Annotated in this window: 19 protein-coding genes; 4 read left to right on the top strand and 15 right to left on the bottom strand. The window is 66.3% G+C overall.

Going from position 1 to position 21,295, the window contains the following annotated elements; translation table 11 throughout:
* Window positions 1-4: 4 nt before the first annotated feature.
* Together GVM20_RS13505 and GVM20_RS13500 are read right to left on the bottom strand one after the other, a co-directional pair.
* Complete coding sequence (locus GVM20_RS13505; RefSeq protein WP_166547718.1) at window positions 5-658, bottom strand: hypothetical protein; 654 nt, start codon at window positions 656-658, stop codon at window positions 5-7.
* Window positions 658-864 (bottom strand): helix-turn-helix transcriptional regulator, encoded by a 207-nt coding sequence (locus GVM20_RS13500; protein ID WP_166547717.1) that lies wholly within the window; start codon window positions 862-864, stop codon window positions 658-660. Before GVM20_RS13500 ends, GVM20_RS13505 begins: the two co-directional genes overlap by 1 nt.
* A 204-nt stretch (window positions 865-1,068) precedes the next feature.
* On the opposite strand from GVM20_RS13500, the gene GVM20_RS13495 reads away from it, so the two are divergent.
* Complete coding sequence (locus GVM20_RS13495) at window positions 1,069-1,620, top strand: lysozyme (protein ID WP_166547716.1); 552 nt, start codon at window positions 1,069-1,071, stop codon at window positions 1,618-1,620.
* Here the strand turns inward: GVM20_RS13495 and GVM20_RS13490 are convergent.
* The 4 genes from GVM20_RS13490 to GVM20_RS13475 form a co-directional block, all read right to left on the bottom strand.
* Window positions 1,614-5,846, bottom strand: coding sequence for a translocation/assembly module TamB domain-containing protein (locus GVM20_RS13490; RefSeq protein ID WP_166547715.1), 4,233 nt, complete (start codon window positions 5,844-5,846; stop codon window positions 1,614-1,616). The two genes, GVM20_RS13495 and GVM20_RS13490, sit on opposite strands and share 7 nt — an antisense overlap.
* A complete protein-coding gene (locus GVM20_RS13485; RefSeq protein WP_166547714.1) occupies window positions 5,846-8,227 on the bottom strand; it encodes an autotransporter assembly complex protein TamA in 2,382 nt (793 codons plus the stop codon). Before GVM20_RS13485 ends, GVM20_RS13490 begins: the two co-directional genes overlap by 1 nt.
* A complete protein-coding gene (locus GVM20_RS13480) occupies window positions 8,196-9,053 on the bottom strand; it encodes an arginyltransferase (protein ID WP_166547713.1) in 858 nt (285 codons plus the stop codon). The genes GVM20_RS13485 and GVM20_RS13480 overlap by 32 nt, the downstream gene beginning before the upstream one ends.
* 208 nt (window positions 9,054-9,261) lie before the next feature.
* On the bottom strand, window positions 9,262-10,524 hold the full coding sequence (locus GVM20_RS13475; RefSeq protein ID WP_166547712.1) for a threonine ammonia-lyase: 1,263 nt from the start codon (window positions 10,522-10,524) through the stop codon (window positions 9,262-9,264).
* 154 nt (window positions 10,525-10,678) lie between these two features.
* Here GVM20_RS13475 and GVM20_RS13470 point away from each other — a divergent pair, with 154 nt between their 5' ends.
* Window positions 10,679-12,334: an amidohydrolase gene (locus GVM20_RS13470; protein WP_166547711.1), complete on the top strand. Its 1,656-nt coding sequence runs from the start codon at window positions 10,679-10,681 to the stop codon at window positions 12,332-12,334.
* Here the strand turns inward: GVM20_RS13470 and tatC are convergent, their stop codons facing one another.
* The 9 genes from tatC to GVM20_RS13425 all read right to left on the bottom strand — a co-directional run bounded on the left by tatC (window position 12,335) and on the right by GVM20_RS13425 (window position 19,870).
* A complete protein-coding gene (tatC, locus tag GVM20_RS13465; protein ID WP_166547710.1) occupies window positions 12,335-13,141 on the bottom strand; it encodes a twin-arginine translocase subunit TatC in 807 nt (268 codons plus the stop codon).
* On the bottom strand, window positions 13,134-13,580 hold the full coding sequence (gene tatB, locus GVM20_RS13460; protein WP_166547709.1) for a Sec-independent protein translocase protein TatB: 447 nt from the start codon (window positions 13,578-13,580) through the stop codon (window positions 13,134-13,136). Before tatB ends, tatC begins: the two co-directional genes overlap by 8 nt.
* A 38-nt stretch (window positions 13,581-13,618) precedes the next feature.
* Window positions 13,619-13,867 carry a twin-arginine translocase TatA/TatE family subunit gene (locus GVM20_RS13455; protein WP_166547708.1) on the bottom strand — a complete coding sequence of 83 codons (249 nt, stop codon included), beginning with the start codon at window positions 13,865-13,867 and terminating at the stop codon, window positions 13,619-13,621.
* Between the two features lie 107 nt (window positions 13,868-13,974).
* The gene (scpB, locus tag GVM20_RS13450) at window positions 13,975-14,598 is read right to left on the bottom strand and encodes an SMC-Scp complex subunit ScpB (protein ID WP_166547707.1); all 624 of its coding nucleotides are present in this window, start codon (window positions 14,596-14,598) and stop codon (window positions 13,975-13,977) included.
* On the bottom strand, window positions 14,595-15,383 hold the full coding sequence (locus GVM20_RS13445; protein ID WP_166547706.1) for a segregation and condensation protein A: 789 nt from the start codon (window positions 15,381-15,383) through the stop codon (window positions 14,595-14,597). The genes scpB and GVM20_RS13445 overlap by 4 nt, the downstream gene beginning before the upstream one ends.
* Window positions 15,380-16,402, bottom strand: a complete 1,023-nt coding sequence (gene nagZ, locus GVM20_RS13440) for a beta-N-acetylhexosaminidase (protein ID WP_166547705.1) — start codon at window positions 16,400-16,402, stop codon at window positions 15,380-15,382. Before nagZ ends, GVM20_RS13445 begins: the two co-directional genes overlap by 4 nt.
* Window positions 16,403-16,546: 144 nt before the next feature.
* Window positions 16,547-17,227, bottom strand: a complete 681-nt coding sequence (locus tag GVM20_RS13435) for an SPOR domain-containing protein (RefSeq protein WP_166547704.1) — start codon at window positions 17,225-17,227, stop codon at window positions 16,547-16,549.
* A 42-nt stretch (window positions 17,228-17,269) separates the two neighbouring features.
* Window positions 17,270-19,018 carry an arginine--tRNA ligase gene (gene argS / locus GVM20_RS13430; protein WP_166547703.1) on the bottom strand — a complete coding sequence of 583 codons (1,749 nt, stop codon included), beginning with the start codon at window positions 19,016-19,018 and terminating at the stop codon, window positions 17,270-17,272.
* 201 nt (window positions 19,019-19,219) lie between these two features.
* Complete coding sequence (locus GVM20_RS13425; RefSeq protein ID WP_166547702.1) at window positions 19,220-19,870, bottom strand: hypothetical protein; 651 nt, start codon at window positions 19,868-19,870, stop codon at window positions 19,220-19,222.
* Window positions 19,871-19,941: 71 nt separating this feature from the next.
* Here GVM20_RS13425 and ispH point away from each other — a divergent pair, with 71 nt between their 5' ends.
* Complete coding sequence (ispH, locus tag GVM20_RS13420) at window positions 19,942-20,931, top strand: 4-hydroxy-3-methylbut-2-enyl diphosphate reductase (RefSeq protein WP_166547701.1); 990 nt, start codon at window positions 19,942-19,944, stop codon at window positions 20,929-20,931.
* Window positions 20,932-20,946: 15 nt separating this feature from the next.
* Window positions 20,947-21,295, top strand: a 349-nt coding sequence (locus GVM20_RS13415; protein ID WP_166547700.1) for a phosphotransferase, incomplete at its 3' end; no start/stop codon positions are given.

Below are 21,295 nucleotides of genomic sequence, written 5' to 3'. Positions count from 1 at the left end.
GAGGTCAGCGGATGGTCAGCATCCCGCGTCGGCCGACCGCAACAAAGCTCGCCACCAACACCAGCACATAGAACAGGCTGAGCAGATCGAGCGGCGCAGGCGCAGCGGTATAGCCGAGGTGCGCCAGCATCGCCCAGCCGCCCACCACCACGAAGACCAGCCCGTAACTCAGCGCCCCGCCTTCCAGATTGACCGCCAGCATCAGCTCGTCCGACGCGCGGTAGACCTGAATCGACAGCACCGTCCCGATCACCAGCCCGGTCAGACCGACCGCCAGCGCAACCCCTTGCGGCACCGGGCCATCTGGTGCGGCCAGCGCCAAAGCGACCAGCGCCGCGCCCCACATCAGCATGGCCACCCCGGACAGGCCGAGCACCTTTTTCTGTTCGCGCAGCTCATCGGCATCCTCGACATTGAGGAACTTCGCGCCGACCTGCGGACTGGCGCTGCCGAAGGCGACGCCGAACCCGATCACGACATAAACCATGCCCACCAGCGCCGCGACCGTGGCCGACATGTCCAACCCGCCAACCGCCGAACTGTCGATGAATTCCATCATCCCCGCGCTCGCCGCAAAGCCTGCGACGGCGCCGATCAGGGCCGGGATCAGCAGCTTGCGCACCCAGCGGGGGGTGGAGGACGTTTGGTTATCGGTCATCACGCTTCAGGCTCCCAGTGATCGATGAACAGCTCCGGCACCGCGACGTCGAACAGGCGCGCCATGCGCAGCGCCAGCGGCAGAGAGGGATCGTATTTGTCGGTCTCGACCGCGTTGATCGTCTGCCGCGACACGCCGAGGCGGCGGGCCAGCTCGCCCTGGCTCCAGCCTTGCGCTTCGCGGTAATGCTTCAGACGATTTTCCACGTGGGTCCTGACCGGCGAGTGGTTGAAGGGCTTTGGCGTTTGCGTGCGGTGCGATGCGACTCGCCCCTGCCCTGACAAGAGCTCTTTACAGACAAGAACTCTTGTCAGTCAAGAGCTCTTGTCACCCTGCGCGAGAATCCATTTTCCTACCCGCCGCAAGCGTGCCTAATTGCCCCGCCTCACCTGCAACCGGAGGCCCCCACCATGCCCTATCAACCGTCAACCCCGCTGCTGGCATTGATGCGCAAGCTCGCGGCGCTGCCGGCCGCAGCAGAGTCCCAACGCCGCGTCAGTCAGGCGGGGATCGCTCTCTTCAAGCGGTTCGAAGGCTGCGGGCGGCTGCGATCTGACGGATTGGTCGAAGCCTATCCCGATCCCGGCACTGGCGGCGCGCCGTGGACCATCGGCTGGGGCGCGACGGGGCGGGACTGCTTTGGCGGCGGTATGATCGGCCCCGGCACGTGCTGGACGCAGGCCCAGTGTGACGCGCGGCTGGAGCAGGATCTCACACGTTTCGCCGCCGAGGTTGCCGCTGCGATTGGCACCGCCCCCACCACGCAGGCGCAGTTCGATGCGCTGGTCAGCTTCCACTACAACACCGGCGCAATTGCCCGCGCCACGCTGACCCAGCGCCACATTGCCGGCGATCATCAGGGGGCCGCGCGCGAATTCGCCCGCTGGAATCGGGCGGGAGGCAGAGTGCTCAAGGGCCTCGTCAGGCGCCGCGCCGCAGAGGCCGAACTCTACTCTCAGTAATCGCGCGAGACCTGCACCAGCACCGAATCGCGCCCAATGGTTGACACCGTGCCCAGCAACGCGAGCCAGCTGGTGATGCGATATTCGATCTGGGTGGCACTGTAGCCGCGTCCGTCCGTCACCAGTTCGACGTAGATGTCGCGGGTGATATTTTTGCCGATGGCAATACCGGTGCCCCGCCCGATCAGCGGGTCGGCGCTGATGATCCGCAGCTGATCGAGCCCGATCGAACGGCGCAGGCTGCCAATCGGATCAAGCCCCCCGCCCCCGCCTTGCAGGGCCGCCAGTGCGGCCGCCAGCTGCACTGCGTCGGTCGCTGACAGTGACGTTACCGAGCCGCCAAACAGCAGCCGCGACAGGATTTCCTCTTCGGGCAGCGCGGGATCGCTGGAGAAGGCGATGCTGGGCGACTGGGCGTTGCCGGTGATCGCGATATCGACATTGGTGCCGTTCTTCGCGGTCTCGGCCAGCACGTCGAGCCGCGGGTTGATCGGCTCACCCACGTCGAACAGGATACGGCCACGGGTGAGTTCGAACCGCGTACCGGCAAAGGTGTAATCGCCACGCACCAGCTTGGCGGTGCCGCCGATGCGCGGATCATCGACCGTGCCGCGGAGCGCGATGTCGATGCCCCATTCGCTTTCCAGCCCCAGCCCTTCGACCGCGACCCGGTTGGGCGCGCTGGCGTTGACGAGGTAGCGCCACGCCGCATCGCGGCCCGAGACCTGGGTGCGGGCGCGGCCGTCATCGTCATTGATCTCGCGCGTGGCGATGCGCGGCAGAGCGACATCCTCGGCCGCGATGCCCAATGCCCAGCGCGCGCGGTTGATGTTGACGCGCCCGGCAATCGTCCCGCCCAACCCGTTGGAGACAATCCGCAAGGGGCCGGTGATCGTCGCCTCAAGCCCATTGGCATTGAGCAGGCGCGCATCCTTCACCGACGCGCGCAGATCGAGCTTCGGCCCGCGCGCGGCGCTGATGCCCGCCAGATCGACCGTGCCGCTCCCGCTGATCGTGCCGCCGCCCGCCGTCGCTCCGGCAAAGCGCACCAATTCCAGCCGCGATCCGGCAAAGCGGCCGCGCGCGCTGACATTGGTGACCCGCGTGCCGGTGAGCGCGCTTTCGACGGTCAGGTCATCGCTTGCGAGGGTGCCGGTGATACGCGGATCGGCGAGCGTGCCGGTCGCCCGTGCGGCGATGCGCAGCGGGCCGGAGAGATCGAACGCCTCGATCGCGGCGAGCCGCCACAGGGTCTCGGCCGCGCCGTCAAACGCGAGGCGCGCGCCAAGCCGGCCGCGCATCAACCGGTCGGTCAGCGCGCCATCCTGCGCCAAGCCATCGATCCGCAGCGCGACATCGCCGCGCCGTGCGTCACCCTCGAACAGTCGCGCGGCCGCTGTCATCCGCTCGGCCGAGAGATCGACCACGCCGAGCACGTTGATCGGTTTCGAGGACAAGACCAGACCAGCGCGACTGAAGCGGTCAATCCGTCCGCGCGCGGTGGCAGTCGGCGGGGCGCGGCCCTGCTGGCGGTAATCAACCACCCCGGTCAGGCGCCCGCCAAGGCCCAGATCGGCCCCCACCAGATCGAGCAGCCGCAGCGGCATCCGCGCGAGCTTGACTTGCAGTTCGGTCGTACCAGTGCCGAAGGTGCCTTGCGCAATGGCAAAGCCGCCGCCGAAACCGACCTGCGAAGGGGCAAGGCTCCACCCGCCGCCATCCAGTGCGGTCAGCACCGCGCGGCGCGGCATGGTGATCTGCGCGTTGCCATATTGCCCGCGCGCGGCCGCCGCGATCTGGTTAGGCGCAACGTTCGCGTCGAAATTGAGCGCAAAGCGGTCCGCCCGGCGTCCGGCAACCGTGCCTGTCACCTTGCCGCGGCCATTGGTGATAGCGGCCTTGGCGGTGAGATTGGCGAGGCTCAGCCCGCCATATTCGAGCCCGGCCGCGGAAATGTCAGCGTCCACACTGGTGTTGCCGTCGTCATAGCGCCCGGTCGCGGCAATATCGGCGCGGGTGATGCTGATCGGCGTCTCTCCGCCGAAGCGCGCATTGCGGGCGGCGAGATCGACGGCAAAGCCGATGGCATCGCCCGGCTGCGGGCGGAAGGCGACCGTGCCGTTCACGCCGCCGCCCGCGAGACGCAGATCACCCGAAGGCCCCGCATCGGCCAGCACCACTTCGCCGGTGACGGTGGTGCGATAGACTTCCAACCGGTCAATCATGACGCGGGTCGGGGCATTGGCGGGCAGGATCAATTGCAGCGCGCCTTCGAACGGGCCGAGCAGCGATCCGCCCGCCACATCCAGCCCGAAGCCTTCCTTGCTTGGAGCAAGTGCGATGCGGACGTCCTTCAGGCCTGCGGCGGGCAAGGGATCGGCCAGCACCAGCACCGCGCGCGGACCGTCCGCTGCGATCTCGGCGTCAAAGGTGAAGGGGCCATATTGCGCCTGCCGTCCGCTCCCGGCGAGCACGGTGCGGGTCACGCCGCCGCCGGTAACAACCCTGCTGTCCAGTTTGGCATTGAGGCGGGGCGAGGTGATCACGGTGTTGCGCAGCACGATCGGCTGGCCCGCGCCCATGCCCAGCTCACCCTTGAAGCGCACCTGCTCGCCCGCAAGGTTGACGATAGTGGCATTGCCGATCCGGCTCAGCACGCCCGCCAGATTGGCGCGCAGGCTCCACGGGATCGAGGGGCCGAATTTGGCGAGGATCTTGGCATTGGCGGTTACATCGCCCGCGCCTTCGATGGCAAGGCGGCTGGCTGTGACTGGCCCGGCGATGGCATAGGCCCCCGCGCCAATATCGCCGCGCAGGGCGAGCGTGGCCTCAAGCCCCGGGAAGACGATCTGCGTGCGGTCAATCGCGAGTTTCTGGGCGGCCGTGTCATAGGTCAACATGCCATTGGCCCGGCCCTTCACAAGGCGCGGATCGGCAAAGGCATTGCCGGTCGTCACCCGCTCGGCGGTGAGCGCCAAGGGCACGCTGAGCACTGTCCCGTCAAACCGCGCGGCGCCGTCCTGCGCCAACCCCGTGGCAATGACGCCAGAGGCGGTGAGCTTTGCCACCGCGATCTCGTGCTTGATCGCAAGATCATCGAAAGCGCCGACGAGGTTCGCGGCAAACCGTCCGCCCTCGATCCGCACGGTCTCACCCAAGAGATCGGCATCGCGCAAGGCGAGGCGCACCCGCGCGCCGTCGACCACATTGTCGGCCAGGTTGACCACGCCCGCCGCCCGCAAATCGAGCGCCGAGGAGACGGCGGCCGCGCGGCCCTCGACCACACTGTTTTCAAGCTGGAAGCGCGCGGCTAGCGACAGGGTCTCCCCCAGCGCGCGGCCGGTGAAGGTCTCGTCCCCCAGCCCTGCGCGCAATTGCCCGAGCACGCCGTAAGTGCCTGCGTCATTGCTGATGCGGAAGGCGGCGAGCGGCGGTTCGCTTTCTGCGCCGCTGCGCCGCACCGCTGCCGCACCGCGCCAGCGTTTCCACGTGCCATCGCCGACGATCCGGCCGACATAGCCCGTCTCCAACCCCGCCAGCCCGGCCAGCACGCCGCCCGCAGGCGCACGCGCGTCTCCGGCGAGTTCGAAGCGGTCGCCATCCGGTTCGGCGTCGAGCAGCAGCGTGATCCGATCCTGCGCCCCCAGCCGCGCCTTGGCGTCGATCAGCGCGCGGCCCTGCCGGATATCGATCTGTGCGGTCAAATTGGCGCGCTCGTCCTGCGGCGTGGCGACGCCTTTGGCGATCACCAGATCCTCGACCACCAGTTTGTCGACCCGGATATCGAAGTCGGGCAGCAGCGGCGCATCGGGATCGCCCGGCAGCAGCTCAGGCAGCCGTGTCAGCCGCCCGCGCTGTGCGGTGACTTCCCGGATATCGAGCCCGGTCCACAGCCAGTTCAGAGGCCGCCAGTCGAGCCGCACCACGGGTATCGTCAAAAACGCGCCCTTGGGATCGCTCACCACCACCGTGCGGAGCACCGCCTGCCCGTAGAGATCACCCTCGATTCGCCCGACCGTAAAGCGCAGGCCCGAAGCGGGGGCTACGGCTGCGATCTGATCGGCGATGAAGCGCTTGCCAATCGGGGTCGCGAAGAACAGCGCGGTGAGGAGGAACGGCGCGAGGATAATCGCCAGCGCCCAGCCGAGCCGCTTGCCCCAGCGCCGCGCGCGGGGTCGCCGTGCGGGCGGCGCGACGTCCGGCGGGGTTGCGGTGTCTTCGGCCATCAGAACGCCTGACCCAGACTGACATAGACCACCACCGGGCTATCGAACTCAGTTGGGTTGATCGGGGTCGCCACATCGACGCGGATCGGGCCGAAGGTGGTCTTGTAGCGCAGACCGACGCCCGCACCGTAGCGGATGAAGCGGAAGTCGGGCGTGCTGCCCAGCCCCACGGTGCCCGCATCGAAGAACGGCACGACTTCGACCGCGCCATCGAACAGCGGCGTTTCGATCCGCGCTTCGAGCGAGAATTCGAGCAGCGACGCACCGCCAGTGGATTCGCCGCGATCATTGCGCGGGCCGACACCCTGGAAGCCGTAACCGCGCACCGAACCGCCGCCCCCTGCATAGAGCCGGCGCGATGGCGCGATGTCATCGAAGGATGCGCCGACAATCGTCGCCGCCCGCACGCGCGTGGCGAGCACCGTCGATCCGATCGACTTGTAGTAGCTCGCATCGGCCTGCGAGCGCAGATAGAAGGACTGGCTGCCTTCCGAGCGCGATGCTTCGGGCGCGAGGAACAGGGTGGCGCGGTACCCTTCGCTCGGATCGAGCAGATCGTCGCTGCCATCCAGCGTCACACTGCCGAACACCCCGCCGATGAGGAACGTGCGGCGCGGCAACGGGATGCCGGGCGCATCCCGCACCGTGCGGTTGCGTTCATCGGTGTAGAGCAGCTCACCCCCGATTTGCCAGCTGAGCGGCTTCTGGAACAGGATGTTCGACACTTTCTCGAACGTCGCCCGCGTCCCGAAGCCGCGCGAATCCACCGCCTGCGTGGTGATGTCGCTGCCGAAGACATCCACGGTCAGCACCTGATCGCGCCCGCGGAAATTGTTGCGGCGGACGCCGACGCTCGCCAGCGCCTCACGCGTGCCGAGGATGCCGCGCAGCCTGAGCGCGCCTTCGGGCGGGAACAGGTTGCGATGTTCCCACCGACCTTCGAGCTTGAAGCCGTCCTCGGTCCCGTAGCCGATGGCGCCCGCGATGGTGCGCAAGGGTGCGCGTTCGAACGCGACGTCGAGCGCGACTTCCCCCGGCTGTCCATCCTGCGGCGCGCGGGTTTCGCGCGGGGTGACGGTCACGCTGGAGACCAAGCCAGTGGCAATGATCGCGCGGCGCAAATCGGTCTCAAGGCTTTGCTGGAACACGTCGCCTTCATCGAAGCGGGCGATGCGCGACAGGTGCCGGCCCGACAGGAAGCCGGGATCAGCGCTGACGACTTCGCCGAACACGAATTTGCCGCCCGGCTGGACGAGCAGCGACAGATCGCCTTCGGTGCGGGCATGGTCGATCAGCAATTCCGGCTCGGCCAATTCGGCGAAGGGATAGCCGCTTTCGCCGAGCGCAACGCGCAGTTCGAGTTCCCGCTCGATAATGCGGTCGGCATAAAGCGGGTCACCCGGCTTGATCCCGAAAGCGGCGGTCAGTCGACTGGCGTCAGGTTCCGGCAGGGCAGGCAGCGCGCCAAGATCAATCCGGCCAAAGCTGTAGCGTGGGCCGGGGAGGATATCGAAGCGGACGCTCGGTTCACGAGCGGCGTTTTCTGCGGCCCGTTCGGCTTCGTCAGAGTTATTGCCCGCGCGCCGACCGCCCGAAAGCTGGCGCACCACCTCGCCATCGTAATAGCCGTAGGTGCGCAGGATATCGCCGAGCAGTTCCTCGTCAGCGCGGGCGCGGGCGGCAACTTGCGGGCGCGATTCCTCCCCATCGTCGAATTCGCGCAAGGTCGAGAGATCCTTGAAGCGTTCAATGAACTGGTCCTTCTCGGGGAAGGCATCGGCGGCGGCCGGCAGAGCGAGCACCAGGGTGTTGCCGATCTTGGTTTCGGCCAGTTCCGGCAATTCGCCCAGCACCGGGGCGGCGATCGACGCCAGCGCCTCAAGCTCGGGATCGGGGTCGAGCGGCTGCGGCTCCTCCAGCGCGAAATCGGCAAAAATGCCGTCGATCGCAGGCTGCAAGGCCGGGTCTGGCGGGGGCAGAAACTCGGCCAAGACGTCATCCGACAGCGGGCTGTCGGCATCGGCCAACGCGCTATCGGGCACCACCACCGGCGAAGAGTCAGCCACTCCGGCGGCGGCCCAGATATCGGGATTGGTGACAGCGTCAGCCGGGATCAGATCGTCGAGCGATTGCGGCACAGGTTCTGGCTGGGGCTCAGGATCGAGGATCGAAATCGGCGCGGGTGCAGGCGTGTCTTCCGCCTCATCCTCGGGCGGCTGCGCGGGCAGCGGACGCGGTTCGTCATCCGGGGCCGCCTGCTGCGCGGCCGCCGGACAGGCGCTTAACGCCAGCGCTCCCTGACCCAATCCGGCAACAATGGCGAGACCGAGTTTGAGAAGCCGCTGGGCTTCAACTGGCCGAGAACTTGACAGGTTGGCCATCCTTGCCCCGAACGCCCGCGCCCATTTCGACCGGGCTTTCGTCCTGCGCCTGCCGCGGCGCGGTGGCAGCCGCGATCAGCCGGTGCTGCTCCCCCGGCTCCATCAGCAGCCAGCCCTCGCGCGTCAGGCGCTCAAGGGGGCGGTAGCGAACCTTGTATTGCATGCGCGGACTGCCTTCGACCCAATATCCGAGATACACGTAAGGCAATGCCTCAGCCGCGGCCCGGCGAATATGATCGAGGATAATAAAATTGCCGAGGCCCGCTCGCGCCGGGTAATCGGGTTCATAGAAGGAATAGATCATCGACAGCCCGTCGCCCTGCCGGTCGGTCAGGCAGGCACCCACCAGCCGTCCGGGCTTTCCGTTGGGCAGCGGCTCGCGATATTCGGTCACCACGGTCGAGACCGGAGTGTGCTCGATCATGTCCGCATAATCGAGCTCGTCCATCGCCGACATCCCGCCATCTGGGTGGCGGTGGCCGAGATAGCGGGCCAGCAATTCGAATTGCTCGTCCGTCGCCCAGGGGCGGCATTCGGTTACGATGAGATCGGAATTGCGCTTCAGATCGCGCTTCTGGGTGGCCGAGGGCTGGAACTTGGTCGCCAGCACGCGCACCGAAACGCAGGACTGGCAGTCAAGGCAGGACGGACGATAGGCGACCGTCTGGCTGCGCCGGAACCCGATCCGCCCGAGCGCTTCATTCAGCTGATCGGCGTGCGGTCCCTTCAGTTCGGTGAAGACCTTGCGCTCGCTCCGACCCGGAAGATAGGGACACGGCGCGGGGCTGGTCACGAAGAACCGGGGAAAGCGGATTGGTGCCGTCACGTGTGGGGCCAGTCCTTCTTGCGCTGAATCGCGGGATCGAAATCGTTAAGAAAATCTTATGCCCGCACCCGTGCTCCGGTAAAAGTCCTTTAACCATGAAAATATCGCGAATTATTCAGGCACACGCGAAACCCGCCGCAAAAATGCGGACAAGCAGGCGCAATGCGGGACGATCACGCGTCCCGCCCCTCCATTCTGGCCGGGATTTTCAGCCCAGTTCGACGAGCTGGACGGTGTAGCCCTTCGCGCGCAGGCCTTCGACCAGCCGTTCGACCTGCTCGGCGTCGCGCGCTTCGCATTCGATATCGGTGATCAGGCCCTTGGCCGGTAGCGTCGTGAAGATGCGCTGGTGATAGATTTCGATGATGTTGACGTTGTGCTCGTCAAACAGGCGCATCACCTTGAACAGCGCGCCGGGGCGATCCTGCAACGTAATCCGCAGCCGCGCCAGACGCCCCTGCCGCGCCAGATCGCGCAGCAGCACATTGGCGAGCAAGCGTGTGTCGATATTGCCGCCGCACAGCGCCAGACCGATGCTCTTGCCCTTGAACCGCTTGGGGCTGCCCAGCACCGCCGCGAGCCCCGCAGCGCCCGCGCCTTCGACCACGGTCTTTTCGATCTGGAGCAGCAGCGCCACCGCCTTTTCGAGCGCGGGTTCATCAACCAGCAGAATGTCGTCGACCTTTTCGGCGATCACTTTGGCGGTGAAATCGCCCGGCACCTTAACCGCGATACCTTCGGCCAGCGTGTCCCCACCGCACGGCAAGTTCGCGCCCTTGATCCGGTCGAACATGCTGGGGAACAGCGCCGCCTGCACGCCCACGACCTCGATGTCGGGGTTCAGTGCCTTCGCAACTGTCGCCATCCCCGAAATCAGCCCGCCCCCGCCGATCGGCGTGACAATGCAATCGAGATCGGGCTTCACTTCCAGCATTTCGAGCGCGACCGTGCCGGCACCGGCGGCCACGTCGGGATCGTCAAACGGATGGACGAAGGTCAGGCCAAGCTCGCCCTCCAGCTTGCGTGCAAAGGCATAGGCTTCATCGAAGGTCTCGCCTTCGAGCAGCACCTTGCCGCCAACGCTTTCGGTCTGCATCACCTTCACCGTCGGCGTGGGCTTCGGCATCACGATGGTGACGGGCACGCCCAGCCGGGTGCCGTGATAGCTGAGGCCCTGCGAGTGGTTCCCCGCCGAAGCCGCAATCACACCGCGCGACCGCTGTTCCTCGGTCAGCAGCAGCAGCGCATTGAGCGCCCCGCGCTCCTTGTAAGCGGCGGTGAACTGGAGGTTCTCGAATTTCAGCCAGATATCCGCGCCGGTAATCTCCGACAGCGTGATCGAGCGCATCATCGGCGTTTCGACCACCGCGCCGCGAATGCGGGCCGCAGCGGCGCGCACGTGATCGAGGGTCAGGTCGGCCGGCGAAGCGGCGGCACCCTTGGGGCTGGCTGAGGCTGTTTGTGTCGACATAGCGACCGGGCGATTAGAGGCTTGCAGCCGTAAGGGCAATCGGGCCTGCGCGGATTTCGTATGCGCCCCGTCCTGGCAAGCCCCGTTGGCAAGCGCGCGGCAAAGCGATAGGCACCGCTGCCTTACGTGTTTTCCTGAAAGTTCAAGGACCGCCATGCTCCGCACCGTTTCCGCCGCTCTTGCTGCCGTATCCGCTCTCGTGCTGGCCGCACCCGCCTGGGCCGATACGCTGGTCGACAATGTCGATGGGATCACCATCGACGAAGCGGGCAAGGTCAAGCGCTTCAACGGCCTCGTGTTCGACGAGGACGGCAAGATCACGCAGGTCCTGACCCGCAGCGACAAGCGCCCGCAGGTCGATTACCGCCTTGATGGTGAGGGGCGCGTGATGATCCCCGGCATGATCGACGCCCACGTCCACGTGATGGATATCGGCTTTGCCGCGCTGACGCTGGACCTGTCGAACACGACCTCGCTCGAAGACGCGCTCGCCAGGATCAAGGCCTTCGCCGAAGCCAATCCCGGCCGCCCCTGGATTATCGGGCGCGGGTGGAATCAGGAGAAGTGGGGTTTGGGCCGCTTCCCTACGGCGGCGGAACTCGACGCAGCGGTCTCAGACCGCCCGGTGTGGCTCGAACGCGCGGATAATCACGCCAACTGGGGCAACACACTCGCCATCACCACGGCGGGTGTGACCGCCAAGACGCCGGACCCGGAGGGCGGCAAGATCATCCGCGATGCCAAGGGCGCCCCGGCGGGCGTGTTTGTGGACAATGCGGTGCAGCTGGTCGGCAAGGTTGTCCCCCCGCCCCGCCCCGAAGACCGCGACCTCGCCTTCGCCAAGGCGCAGGAGGTGCTGCTCGGCTACGGTGTCACGGCAGTTGCGGACATGGGCACCAAGATGCCCGACTGGACGACCTATCGCCGCGCGGGCGATGCGGGCCGCTTGCAGATTCGCATCATGTCCTACGCCAATTCGTTCGAGACGCTGGAGACCGTCGCCGGGCCCGAGCCGACCGTGTGGCTTTATGACGACAAGCTGCGGATGGGCGGGATCAAGCTCTATCTCGACGGCGCACTGGGATCGCGCGGGGCGAGCCTGAAGGCACCCTATCACGACGATCCGGGCGCCAAGGGCCTGCCGCTGCTGACCCCTGCGCAGCTGCGCAACCTGATGAGCCGCGCGGCGATGGACAATTTCCAGACCGCCGTTCACGCGATCGGCGATGCGGCCAATGCCGAAGTGCTCGCCGCGGTTGAGGAACTGTCGGAAAGCTACACCGGCGACCGGCGCTGGCGGATCGAACACGCGCAGATCATCGACCCGGTCGATATCGCGCGGCTGGGCAAGCACGGGGTGATCGCCTCGATGCAGCCGCTCCACCAGACCTCCGACCGGCTGATGGCCGAAGCGCGGCTGGGGCCCAACCGACTGGATGGCGCCTATCCGTGGCGCTCTGTCATCACCGTTGGCGGCAGGCTCGCCTTCGGGTCGGACGCGCCGGTTGAGCCCGCCGATCCCTTCGCGGGGATGGCCGCCGCGATCAGCCGCGTGGATGCCAGTGGCCAGCCCTTCGGCGGGTGGTTCCCCGAGGAAACCGTGAACCGCGAACAGGCGCTGGCCGGATATACCTCGGACGCCGCCTTTGCCGGGTTTGCGGAAGGCCGCTTCGGACGTCTCCTCCCCGGAGAGCGGGCGGATTTCCTGCTGGTCGACCGCGACCCGCTCTTCGCCTCGCCCGAGGCTTTGCGGGAAACAAAGGTGCTTCAGGTGTGGATCGGCGGCGTGAAAGTGCGCGAGGCGGAGTAACTATTCCGCCGCCTGCTGCGCTGCCAGTTCCGCCTCACGCGCGGCCTTGTCCGCTGCGACGGCCTTCTCCTGGAAGCGCATCAGCAGCAGCGAGGCTTCGAACAGCAGCCACAGCGGGATCGCGAGGATGATCTGCGAGCCCGGATCGGGCGGCGTCACCACTGCGGCGATGATGAAGATGCCAACGATCACATAACGCCGCGCGGCCACCATCTGCGCGCGGCTGATGATCCCGGCGCGGTGCAGCAGCAACAGCAGCACCGGCAGCAGGAAGGTCAGCCCGAAGGCAAGGATGAACTGCATGACGAGGTTCAGGTAGTCGCCCGCGCTGGGCAAAGCCTGCACATCCAGCCCGCCTGCCGTCCCCCCGAACCCGAGGAAGAAGGTGAAAGCGGTCGGCATCACCACGAAATAGGCGAGCGAAGCGCCCGCTGCGAACAGCACCGGGGTGGCGAACAGAAACGGCAGAAATGCCTTCTTCTCGCGCGCATAGAGCCCCGGCGCAACGAAGGCCCAGAGCTGATTGGCGATGATCGGAAAGCTGACCATGAAGCCCGCGAACAGAGCGACCTTCAGCTCGACGAAGAACACTTCGGGCAGCTTCGTGAAGATCAACTGGCCCTCACCCGCGGGGAAGGCCTGCTTCAGCGGCCAGACCAGAATGCCGAGGATCTCGTCCGCGAAATAGAGGCAGATCGCAAACCCCACCGCCAGCGCCAGCAGCGCGCGGATCACGCGGGTGCGCAGCTCGATCAGGTGGTCGAGCAGCGGGGCGCGGGTCTCGTCGAGATCCTCGACCTTAAACATCGGCGCTACCCTTTGCCGCAGGTTCAGGCGTGGGCATCTGCGCCAGCGGCTGCGCGGCAGTTTCTGGAGTCAGTTCGGCGGCGGGCACATCGGCCGGCGGTGTCTCGGCTGGCGCCTTTTCCAGCGACGGCGCCTTGACCGGCGGCGTCTCCACCGGCGGCGGGCCGGTCATCACCGGCGCGCCAGCTTCGGCTTCGGTGAGCGCGGCGGAACGGCGCATGATTTCCTCATTCTGCGCCTTCCACTTCTTTTCCATGTCCTCCAGCTCGGCCTCGCGCACCATGGTGTCGATGCCGGAGCGGAAATGGGCGGAGATCCGGCGCATCTTGCCGATCCAGCGCCCCGCCGTGCGCATGGCAAGCGGCAGGTCTTTCGGCCCGATCACCACGACCGCGACGATCAGAATGACCAGCAGCTCTCCAACGCCGATATCGAACATGTCAGATGCGGCCGCGCCGCCTCCTCAGAAGGGAGAAATCAGGCGCCGGTGGTGTCGGTCTTGTCAGCCGGGGCGGCAGCCGGGGCTTCGGTCGGGGCAGGCGCAGCAGCCGGCGGCTCGATCTGAACCGCCTTGGCAGCGGTGTCCTCGGTCTCGTTGAGGCCCTTCTTGAAGCTCGAAATGCCCTTGCCGAAATCGCCCATCATCTCGGCAATGCGGCCGCGTCCGAACAGGATTAGCACGATCAGCAGGACAATGACCCAGTGCCAAATCGACGAAAAACCCATGGTCTTAACTCCTGAACTGCGGCGGGGGTGCGTGGGTGCCGCATGGCCGGATCGCTGTCCGGCGTTCGCTAGAGGCTCATTTAGGGCAAGCCTTCGGCAATTGCGAGTCAGTCTGCCAGATTCTCGTCGTCTGCCGCATCGCTTTCGTCGGCGTCGTCGGGATCGAAGCGCATGGCGGCCTCCATCGCCTCATCCACCGGATCGAGCAGCCCTGCGGCGCGCAATTCGTCGATCCCCGGCAGATCGCGGCGGCTGGCGAGGCCGAAGTGGTCGAGAAACTCGGGCGTTGTCGCGTAAATCACCGGGCGGCCCGGCACTTCGCGGCGACCGGCGAGCTTGATCCACCCCGCCTCCATCAGCACGTCCAATGTGCCCGCGCTGGTCTGCACCCCGCGGATCGATTCGATCTCGGCGCGACTGACAGGCTCGTGATAGGCGATGATCGCCAGCACCTCGGTCGCCGCACGGCTGAGGCGGCGGACCTGCTCCTTCTCGCGCCGGAGCAAGTGGGCAAGATCGGGCGCGGTCTCGAAATGCCAGCGCTTGCCGCGCTCGACCAGATGCACCCCGCGCAGGCGGTAGCGCGCTTCGAGCGTTGCCAGCGCGTCCTGCACATCGCCGGGCGCAATCCCGCCGAGATGGGCGGCGAGCGCATCGACGGTGAGCGGCTCCTCCGACGCAAACAGCGTGGCTTCCACGGCGCGTTCGAGAGTGCCGGGCTCGTCGCTCATACGGCGGCGGCGCCTTCTTTCAAGCGGCGGATGCGCAAGGGGGTGAAAGCGCCGTCCTGCGCGATCTCGGCCCGGCCCCGCTTGGCCAATTCCAGCGCCGCGACGAAGCTGGAGGCAAGCGCTGAACGCTTCAGTTCCGGCGAAGCATGGGGCGGCAGGAAGTCGCGGATTTCCATCCATTCGAGCGTCACGCCCAGCATGGCCGAGACCCGCTCCAGCGCGGAATCCAGCGTCATCACCGGGCGGTTGGCGACGTGATAGATGCGCGGCGCGGTGCGGGCCTTCACCTGCCCATAGGCCTGGATCAGCGAGAAGATATCGCTGCGCCACACGGTCTTGCGGTCGGTGCGCAAGCCTTCGGGGAGCCCTCGCAGAAACACATCGCGCCCGATCCGGTCACGCCCCATCAACCGCGCCGCCGCTTCGCGCATCGCGCCAAGGCGTTGCAGCCGCAGTTGCAGACGCAGGGCGAGTTCTTCCGGCGAAGGATCTTCCTGCTCGGCCTTGGGCAGCAGCATCGCGGATTTGAGGTAGGCGAGCCAAGCCGCCATCACGAGGTAATCGGCGGCCAGTTCCAACTTCATCGCGCCCGCGCGCTCGATATAGGTGAGATACTGATCGACCAGCGCAAGGATCGAAATCTGCCGGAGATCAACCTTCTGTCGCCGCGCGAGATCAAGCAGCAGATCGAGCGGGCCTTCCCAGCCGTCGAGCTCCAGATAGAGCGCGTCCGCATCGGCGCGGCCAGCATCGGGCGGGAACATGAAGGGTTCGTCAGCGCTCATGCAGGAGTTCCGGTGAGTGCCAGCAAGGCGTCGCGTTTCGCCAGCAATTCAGCAGCTTCAGGCGCGATGCTCGAAGCGATGCGAGTGCCTGCCAGCGCCCGGTCGAGCCGCGCGGCGGTGGCATCGGACATTGCAGGAAGCACGGCGCAGATGCCCTGCATATCGTCCATTTTCGCCCAGCAATTGAGGATGATATCGCACCCCGCCGCATGAGCGCGGGCGGCGCGTTCGGGAATGCTGCCGCCGAGCGCTTCCATGTCGATATCGTCGGTCAGCAGCAGGCCATCGAACCCGATCGATCCCCGGATCACGTCGCGGATCACGGTTTCCGAAAGGGTTGCCGGGTTCTCTGCATCCCATGCGGTGAAGACGAGATGTCCGGTCATGCCGATAAGTGCATGATTCAGCGTGCAAAACGGGATGAGGTCGTCTTCCAGGTCTTCCACCGACGCCGTCACAGTCGGGAGCGCCTTGTGAGTATCGACATCGGTACGGCCGTGGCCCGGCATATGCTTGATGCAGCCGGTCACGCCGCCTGCCGCCAGCCCTTCGAGCACGGCCCGACCCAGCGCCGCCACTTGCACCGGATCAGCTCCAAAGGCGCGATCGCCGATCACATCATGGGCACCGGGAACGCGCAGGTCGAGCGGGGGGTGGTAGTCCACCGTGATCCCCATAGCGGACAGTTCGAGGCCCATCGCAGTGGCATTGGCGCGGGCCGCTTCGATCGCGCTGGCGGGGGCGATTTCGTACAATTTCTCAAAGGCTTGCCCCGCAGGATAGCCCGCCCACAGCGGCGGCCTGAGGCGTGCGACGCGGCCACCTTCCTGATCGATCGAGACCAGCAGGCGATCTCTCCCGTGGATGCTGCGCAGCTCATCCGTCAGGGCGCGCAGCTGCTCAGGATCGACACAATTGCGTCCGAACAGGATGTAGCCCGCCGGGTCCGCATCGCGGAAGAAGGCGCGTTCGTCCGCTGTCAGATGCGGGCCGCTGAGGCCGAAGATTGCCGGAATCATAAGACGCGCAAAATCGCAGGCTCACCGGGGTCTAGCAAGGTCCAGAGGGGGTCAAGAGCGGGGAAAAGCCGGACAATGCACCAGCAACGACTGGGCAATGACCCGGCAATGACCCTGCAACTGCCCCGCCACTGGCAGGGGCGTTCACTTCACCTGGCAATCGACCCCGTCAGCCTTCAGCGCCGCGCACAACCGATCCGCCTCGGCACGGCTGCCGGCCACGGCCTGCAAGCGATAGACCGTGCCAATGTCGACCTTGCCTTCGACGATCCGGTACTTGACCCCGGTCAGTGCATCGGTGCGGCGGGTCACGTCGCTCCAGCCCTGTTCGGCGCGGGCGCGGGTGCCGTAGGCGGCGAGCTGCACGCCGACGCCGGGGATATCGCCCGCGGCCGGAACCGCCATCGGAACGGTCGAGACGCTCGGCTTGGGCACAGCGCTCGGCGTTGGCGCGGGGCCTTCGGCGACCACCGCCGGACGCGAGCCGCCTTCACCCACCACGGGCGCGACATTGCCGGTACCGGCGAATTCCTTGCCACCCGGATCATCAGGGCGCTGCTTGACCGGGCCTTCAGGCGCAGGGATCACGCTGCCATCGGCCACCACATCGCCGCCCGCGGCCCGGTTCGAGATGAACCACACCCCGCCGACCACCGCGCCGAGCAACAGCACCAGTGCAGCGGCGAACAGCATGATCTGCCCCGGATCAAGCCCACCGGCTTCGCTCTCATCCTCATCGGATTCGAGCCACGGCAGGCTGTCCGTGTTAGCAAGATCCAGCTCGCCGCCATCGTCGTTCAGTTCTTCGTACTCAGCCTCGATCATGGTGATCTTTCGCTTCCCCCCCGAAGAGCCAAAAACTCCCGGTCACATACTCTCGACAGCCTCGACGCCTAACACGGCGAGACCACCCTTGATCACTTGCCCGATTGCGCTGCCGAGGAAAAGCCTTGCCGCGGTGAGCTCTGGATCCTGTTCCACGATGAAGCGCTTTTCCGGCCGGTCGTTACCCAGATTCCAGTAGGAATGGAGATCGGCCGCCAGATCATAGAGATAGAACGCGATCCGGTGCGGTTCGCGAGCGCGGGCAGCGGCCTCGATCTCGCGCGGGAACTGCGCCGCACGGGCGATGAGCGCCATTTCCTCAGCGCCGAGCCGCGCGATATCTGCGTCAGACGGTGATAGCCCGGCGTCAGCTGCCTTGCGTAACGTCGAACGGATCCGGGCATGGGCATATTGCACATAGAACACCGGATTGTCCTTGGACGCCTCAACCACCTTGTCGAAATCGAAGTCCATCTGCGCATCGGGCTTGCGAGTGAGCATGGTGAAACGCACCACATCCTTGCCGACCATGTCGACCACGTCCGCCAGCGTGACGAAATTGCCCGACCGCTTGGACATCTTGAACGGCTGGCCGCCCTTCAGCAGCTGCACCATCTGGACGAGCTTGACCTCGAACGGCTTGGGCGGCGCGCCATCGGCGCTGGTCAGCGCGGCGACGGCGGCCTTGATCCGCTTCACCGTGCCCGCATGATCCGCGCCCCAGATGTCCACCAGCGCATCGGCGGTCTGCGCCTTCTGGAAGTGGTAGGCCAAGTCCGCGCCGAAATAGGTCCACGCCCCGTTCGACTTCTTGATCGGGCGATCCTGATCATCGCCAAACTTGGTTGAGCGGAACAGCGGGAGCTGCACCGGCTCCCAATCTTCCGGCGGGGCCTTGCCCTTGGGGGCTTCGAGCACGCCGTCATAGACAAGGTCGTGCGCGCGCAGCCACGCTTCGGCGGCGTCGACCTTGCCCGAGGCCTGCAACTCGGCCTCGGAGGAGAACAGGTCGTGCTGGATGCCGAGCGTCGCCAGATCGGCGCGGATCATGTCCATCATCGCCGCGACCGCGCGGGTGCGGAACAGGATCAGCCAGTCGCTTTCCGGCGCGGCGGCGTATTTTTCGCCGAACTCGGCAGCGAGCTGCTGGCCGACCGGCACGAGATAATCGCCCGGATACAAGCCCTCGGGGATGGTGATGTCCTCACCGAGCGCCTCGCGATACCGCATATGCACCGAGCGGGCGAGCACATCGACCTGCGCGCCCGCATCATTGACGTAGTATTCGCGGATCACGTCATGCCCCGCGAATTCGAGCAGCGAGCCCAGCGCATCGCCCACCACCGCCCCGCGGCAATGGCCCATGTGCATCGGGCCGGTGGGGTTGGCCGAGACGTATTCGACATTGACCTTGCGGCCCTCACCCATCGCCGAGCGGCCGTAATCATCGCCGAGCGCAACGATCGCCTGCAATTCATCGAGCCACGCTTGCGGCGCGAGCCGGAGGTTGATGAAGCCCGGCCCAGCGATGTCGGCGCTGGTGATGGTGGGATGCGCGGCGAGCTTGGCCGTGATCGCCTCGGCCAGCGCGCGCGGGTTCATGCCCGCTCCCTTGGCCAGCACCATCGCGGCGTTGGTCGCCAGATCGCCATGCGACACATCGCGCGGCGGTTCGAGCGTGACGTTGGCGAAGGAAGTGCCCGCAGGCAGCACCCCTTCAGCGACCAGATCGGTCAGCACGGTTTCGATGAGCGCCGAATAGGCGGCATAAAGGGTCTTGGGTTGGGTCATGGTTGTCTCGTGCGATGTGCGCGGAATATCGCGCGTGCAAGATAGGAAGCGGGGTCCCGGGTCAAGCCCGGGACGGGGGAAGTGTGACGAGGCAAACGGTCACGAAGTGACCGTAAGGCCGACCGGCCGCCCGCAGGTGCTCCGACGCGAAGCGGCGGCAACGCACCGAGGACGAAGGCGCGGAGGCGCCTTCGCAACAAATCAACGCGTCACATTATACGCCAGCTGCGCCTCGGTCAGCTGGAAGCCGACGAGCATTTCAAAGCGGGTGCGAGCGATGGCGGCCTTCACTTCGGGATCAGCCAACGGATCGAGCGCCGCTTCGGTGTCGCCGGCGCGGCGTCGTCGGGTGATCTTTTCGCGGATATCCTCGGGCAGCGCGGCATCGGCGCGGTTGATGTAGCTGCCCGCCTTGCCGCTCGCCGTGGCGCGTTCCTGCCCATCGGCGAAGGCGAGGGTCACAGTGCCGACCCGCTTGGTCACGACCGCGCTGCCGCCGCGCAGGACGGTGACGAAATAGGGCAGTTCGACATTGCGCGCGCCGCGGGTGTCGCTGCGGCGGGCGTTCACGGTGAAGGTCGCCTCGGAATAGACCTGTTCGCCCGTGTCGTTGCAGGTGGCGCGCAGATTGGTCATCGCCGCGCTCACATCCAGACTGGCCGTGGTCGTGTCCGCCGGGTTGCGGAAGGTGGTGACATCGCCGGTGTAGTCGGGAATGCCGACCGAGGGGCACAGGGTCAGCACGCTGGCGATACCGACGCCCTGATCGATCACCAGCTCGCCCTCGTTCGAACAGGCCGCGAGCGCGGCCACGGCGGAAAGGGCAAAAAAGGCGCGTGCGCGAAGCATCATCAAAGCCGTCCTCGAATTTACGATCCCGTGCGCCCTAGCGAGGACGTGATGAAAGCGCTAGAGGGAGCGACATGAACGCGCCCTTTCAAGCATCCGATGCCGCCACCGCAGACACCACTGCCGAGCGCCCACCCCTCAACCTGCTGATCGCCGCCCCGCGCGGGTTCTGCGCCGGGGTCGACCGGGCGATCGAGATCGTCGAGAAGGCGCTCGAACGCTATGGCTCACCGGTCTATGTCCGGCACGAAATCGTCCACAACAAGTATGTCGTGGAGCAATTGAAGGCCAAGGGCGCGATTTTCGTCAAGGAGCTGGACGAAGTGCCCGACGATGCGCCGGTGGTGTTCAGCGCCCACGGCGTCCCCAAGGCGATCCCGGCCGAAGCCCGCCGCCGCCAGCTGCTCTATGTCGATGCCACCTGTCCGCTGGTGAGCAAGATCCACCGTCAGGCCGAACGCCAGATCGAGAAGGGTCGCCACATCATCTTCATCGGCCATGAAGGCCACCCCGAAGTGATCGGCACGATGGGTCAGGTCGAGCCGGGTCAGATGACGCTGGTCGAGACGATCGAGGATGTCGACAAGCTGCCGTTCGATTCCGACGAGGAACTGGCCTACCTCACCCAGACCACCCTGTCGGTGGACGATACGCGCGAAGTGATTCAGGCGCTCGAATGGCGTTACCCCAACATCTCGGGGCCGAGGGCGGAGGACATCTGCTACGCCACCTCGAACCGGCAGGCCGCTGTCAAGGAACTGGCGCAGGATTGCGAGCTGGTGCTGGTGATCGGTTCGCCCAATTCGTCCAACGCGCTGCGCCTGGTGGAAGTGGCCGAACGGCTGGGCACGCCTGCCAAGCTGATCCAGCGCGCGACCGAGATCGATTTCAGCTGGCTTGAAGGCGTGAAGACGCTGGGCCTCACCGCCGGGGCTTCGGCGCCTGAAATTCTGGTGCGCGAAGTGGTCGATGCGCTGGCGGCCTATCGCCCGATCAGCGAGAAGACCATCACCGCAGCCGAAGAGAAGATGGTGTTCAAGCTGCCGCGCCAGCTGACCGAATAGGCTTCGGGGGCACGCTTGGCGGTCTATACCCATCTCGGGGCGGAGGATCTCGCCCGGCTGATCGCGCAATATGACGTGGGCGAGCTGGTCTCGGCCAAGGGCATTGCCGAGGGCGTGTCCAATTCGAACTGGCTGGTGGAGACCACGGGCCGCGATGGTGGCGGCACCCGCTTCATCCTGACGCTCTACGAACGGCGGATCGACTATGCCGATCTGCCCTATTTCCTCGACCTGCTCGATCATCTGGCGGGCAAAGGCTGTCCGGTGCCGCGCACCATGCACGACCGCGCGGGCGCGTCGTTCCGCATGGTGGAAGGCAAGGCCGCCGCACTGATCGAATTTCTCCCCGGCGTCTCCCCCACCC

Origin of the sequence: Porphyrobacter sp. SLTP, from assembly GCF_009905735.1 — a bacterium.
Taxonomy (GTDB): domain Bacteria; phylum Pseudomonadota; class Alphaproteobacteria; order Sphingomonadales; family Sphingomonadaceae; genus Erythrobacter.
Note: the sequence above shows the minus strand (reverse complement) of the source record. Positions and strands in the feature narration are given on the sequence as shown.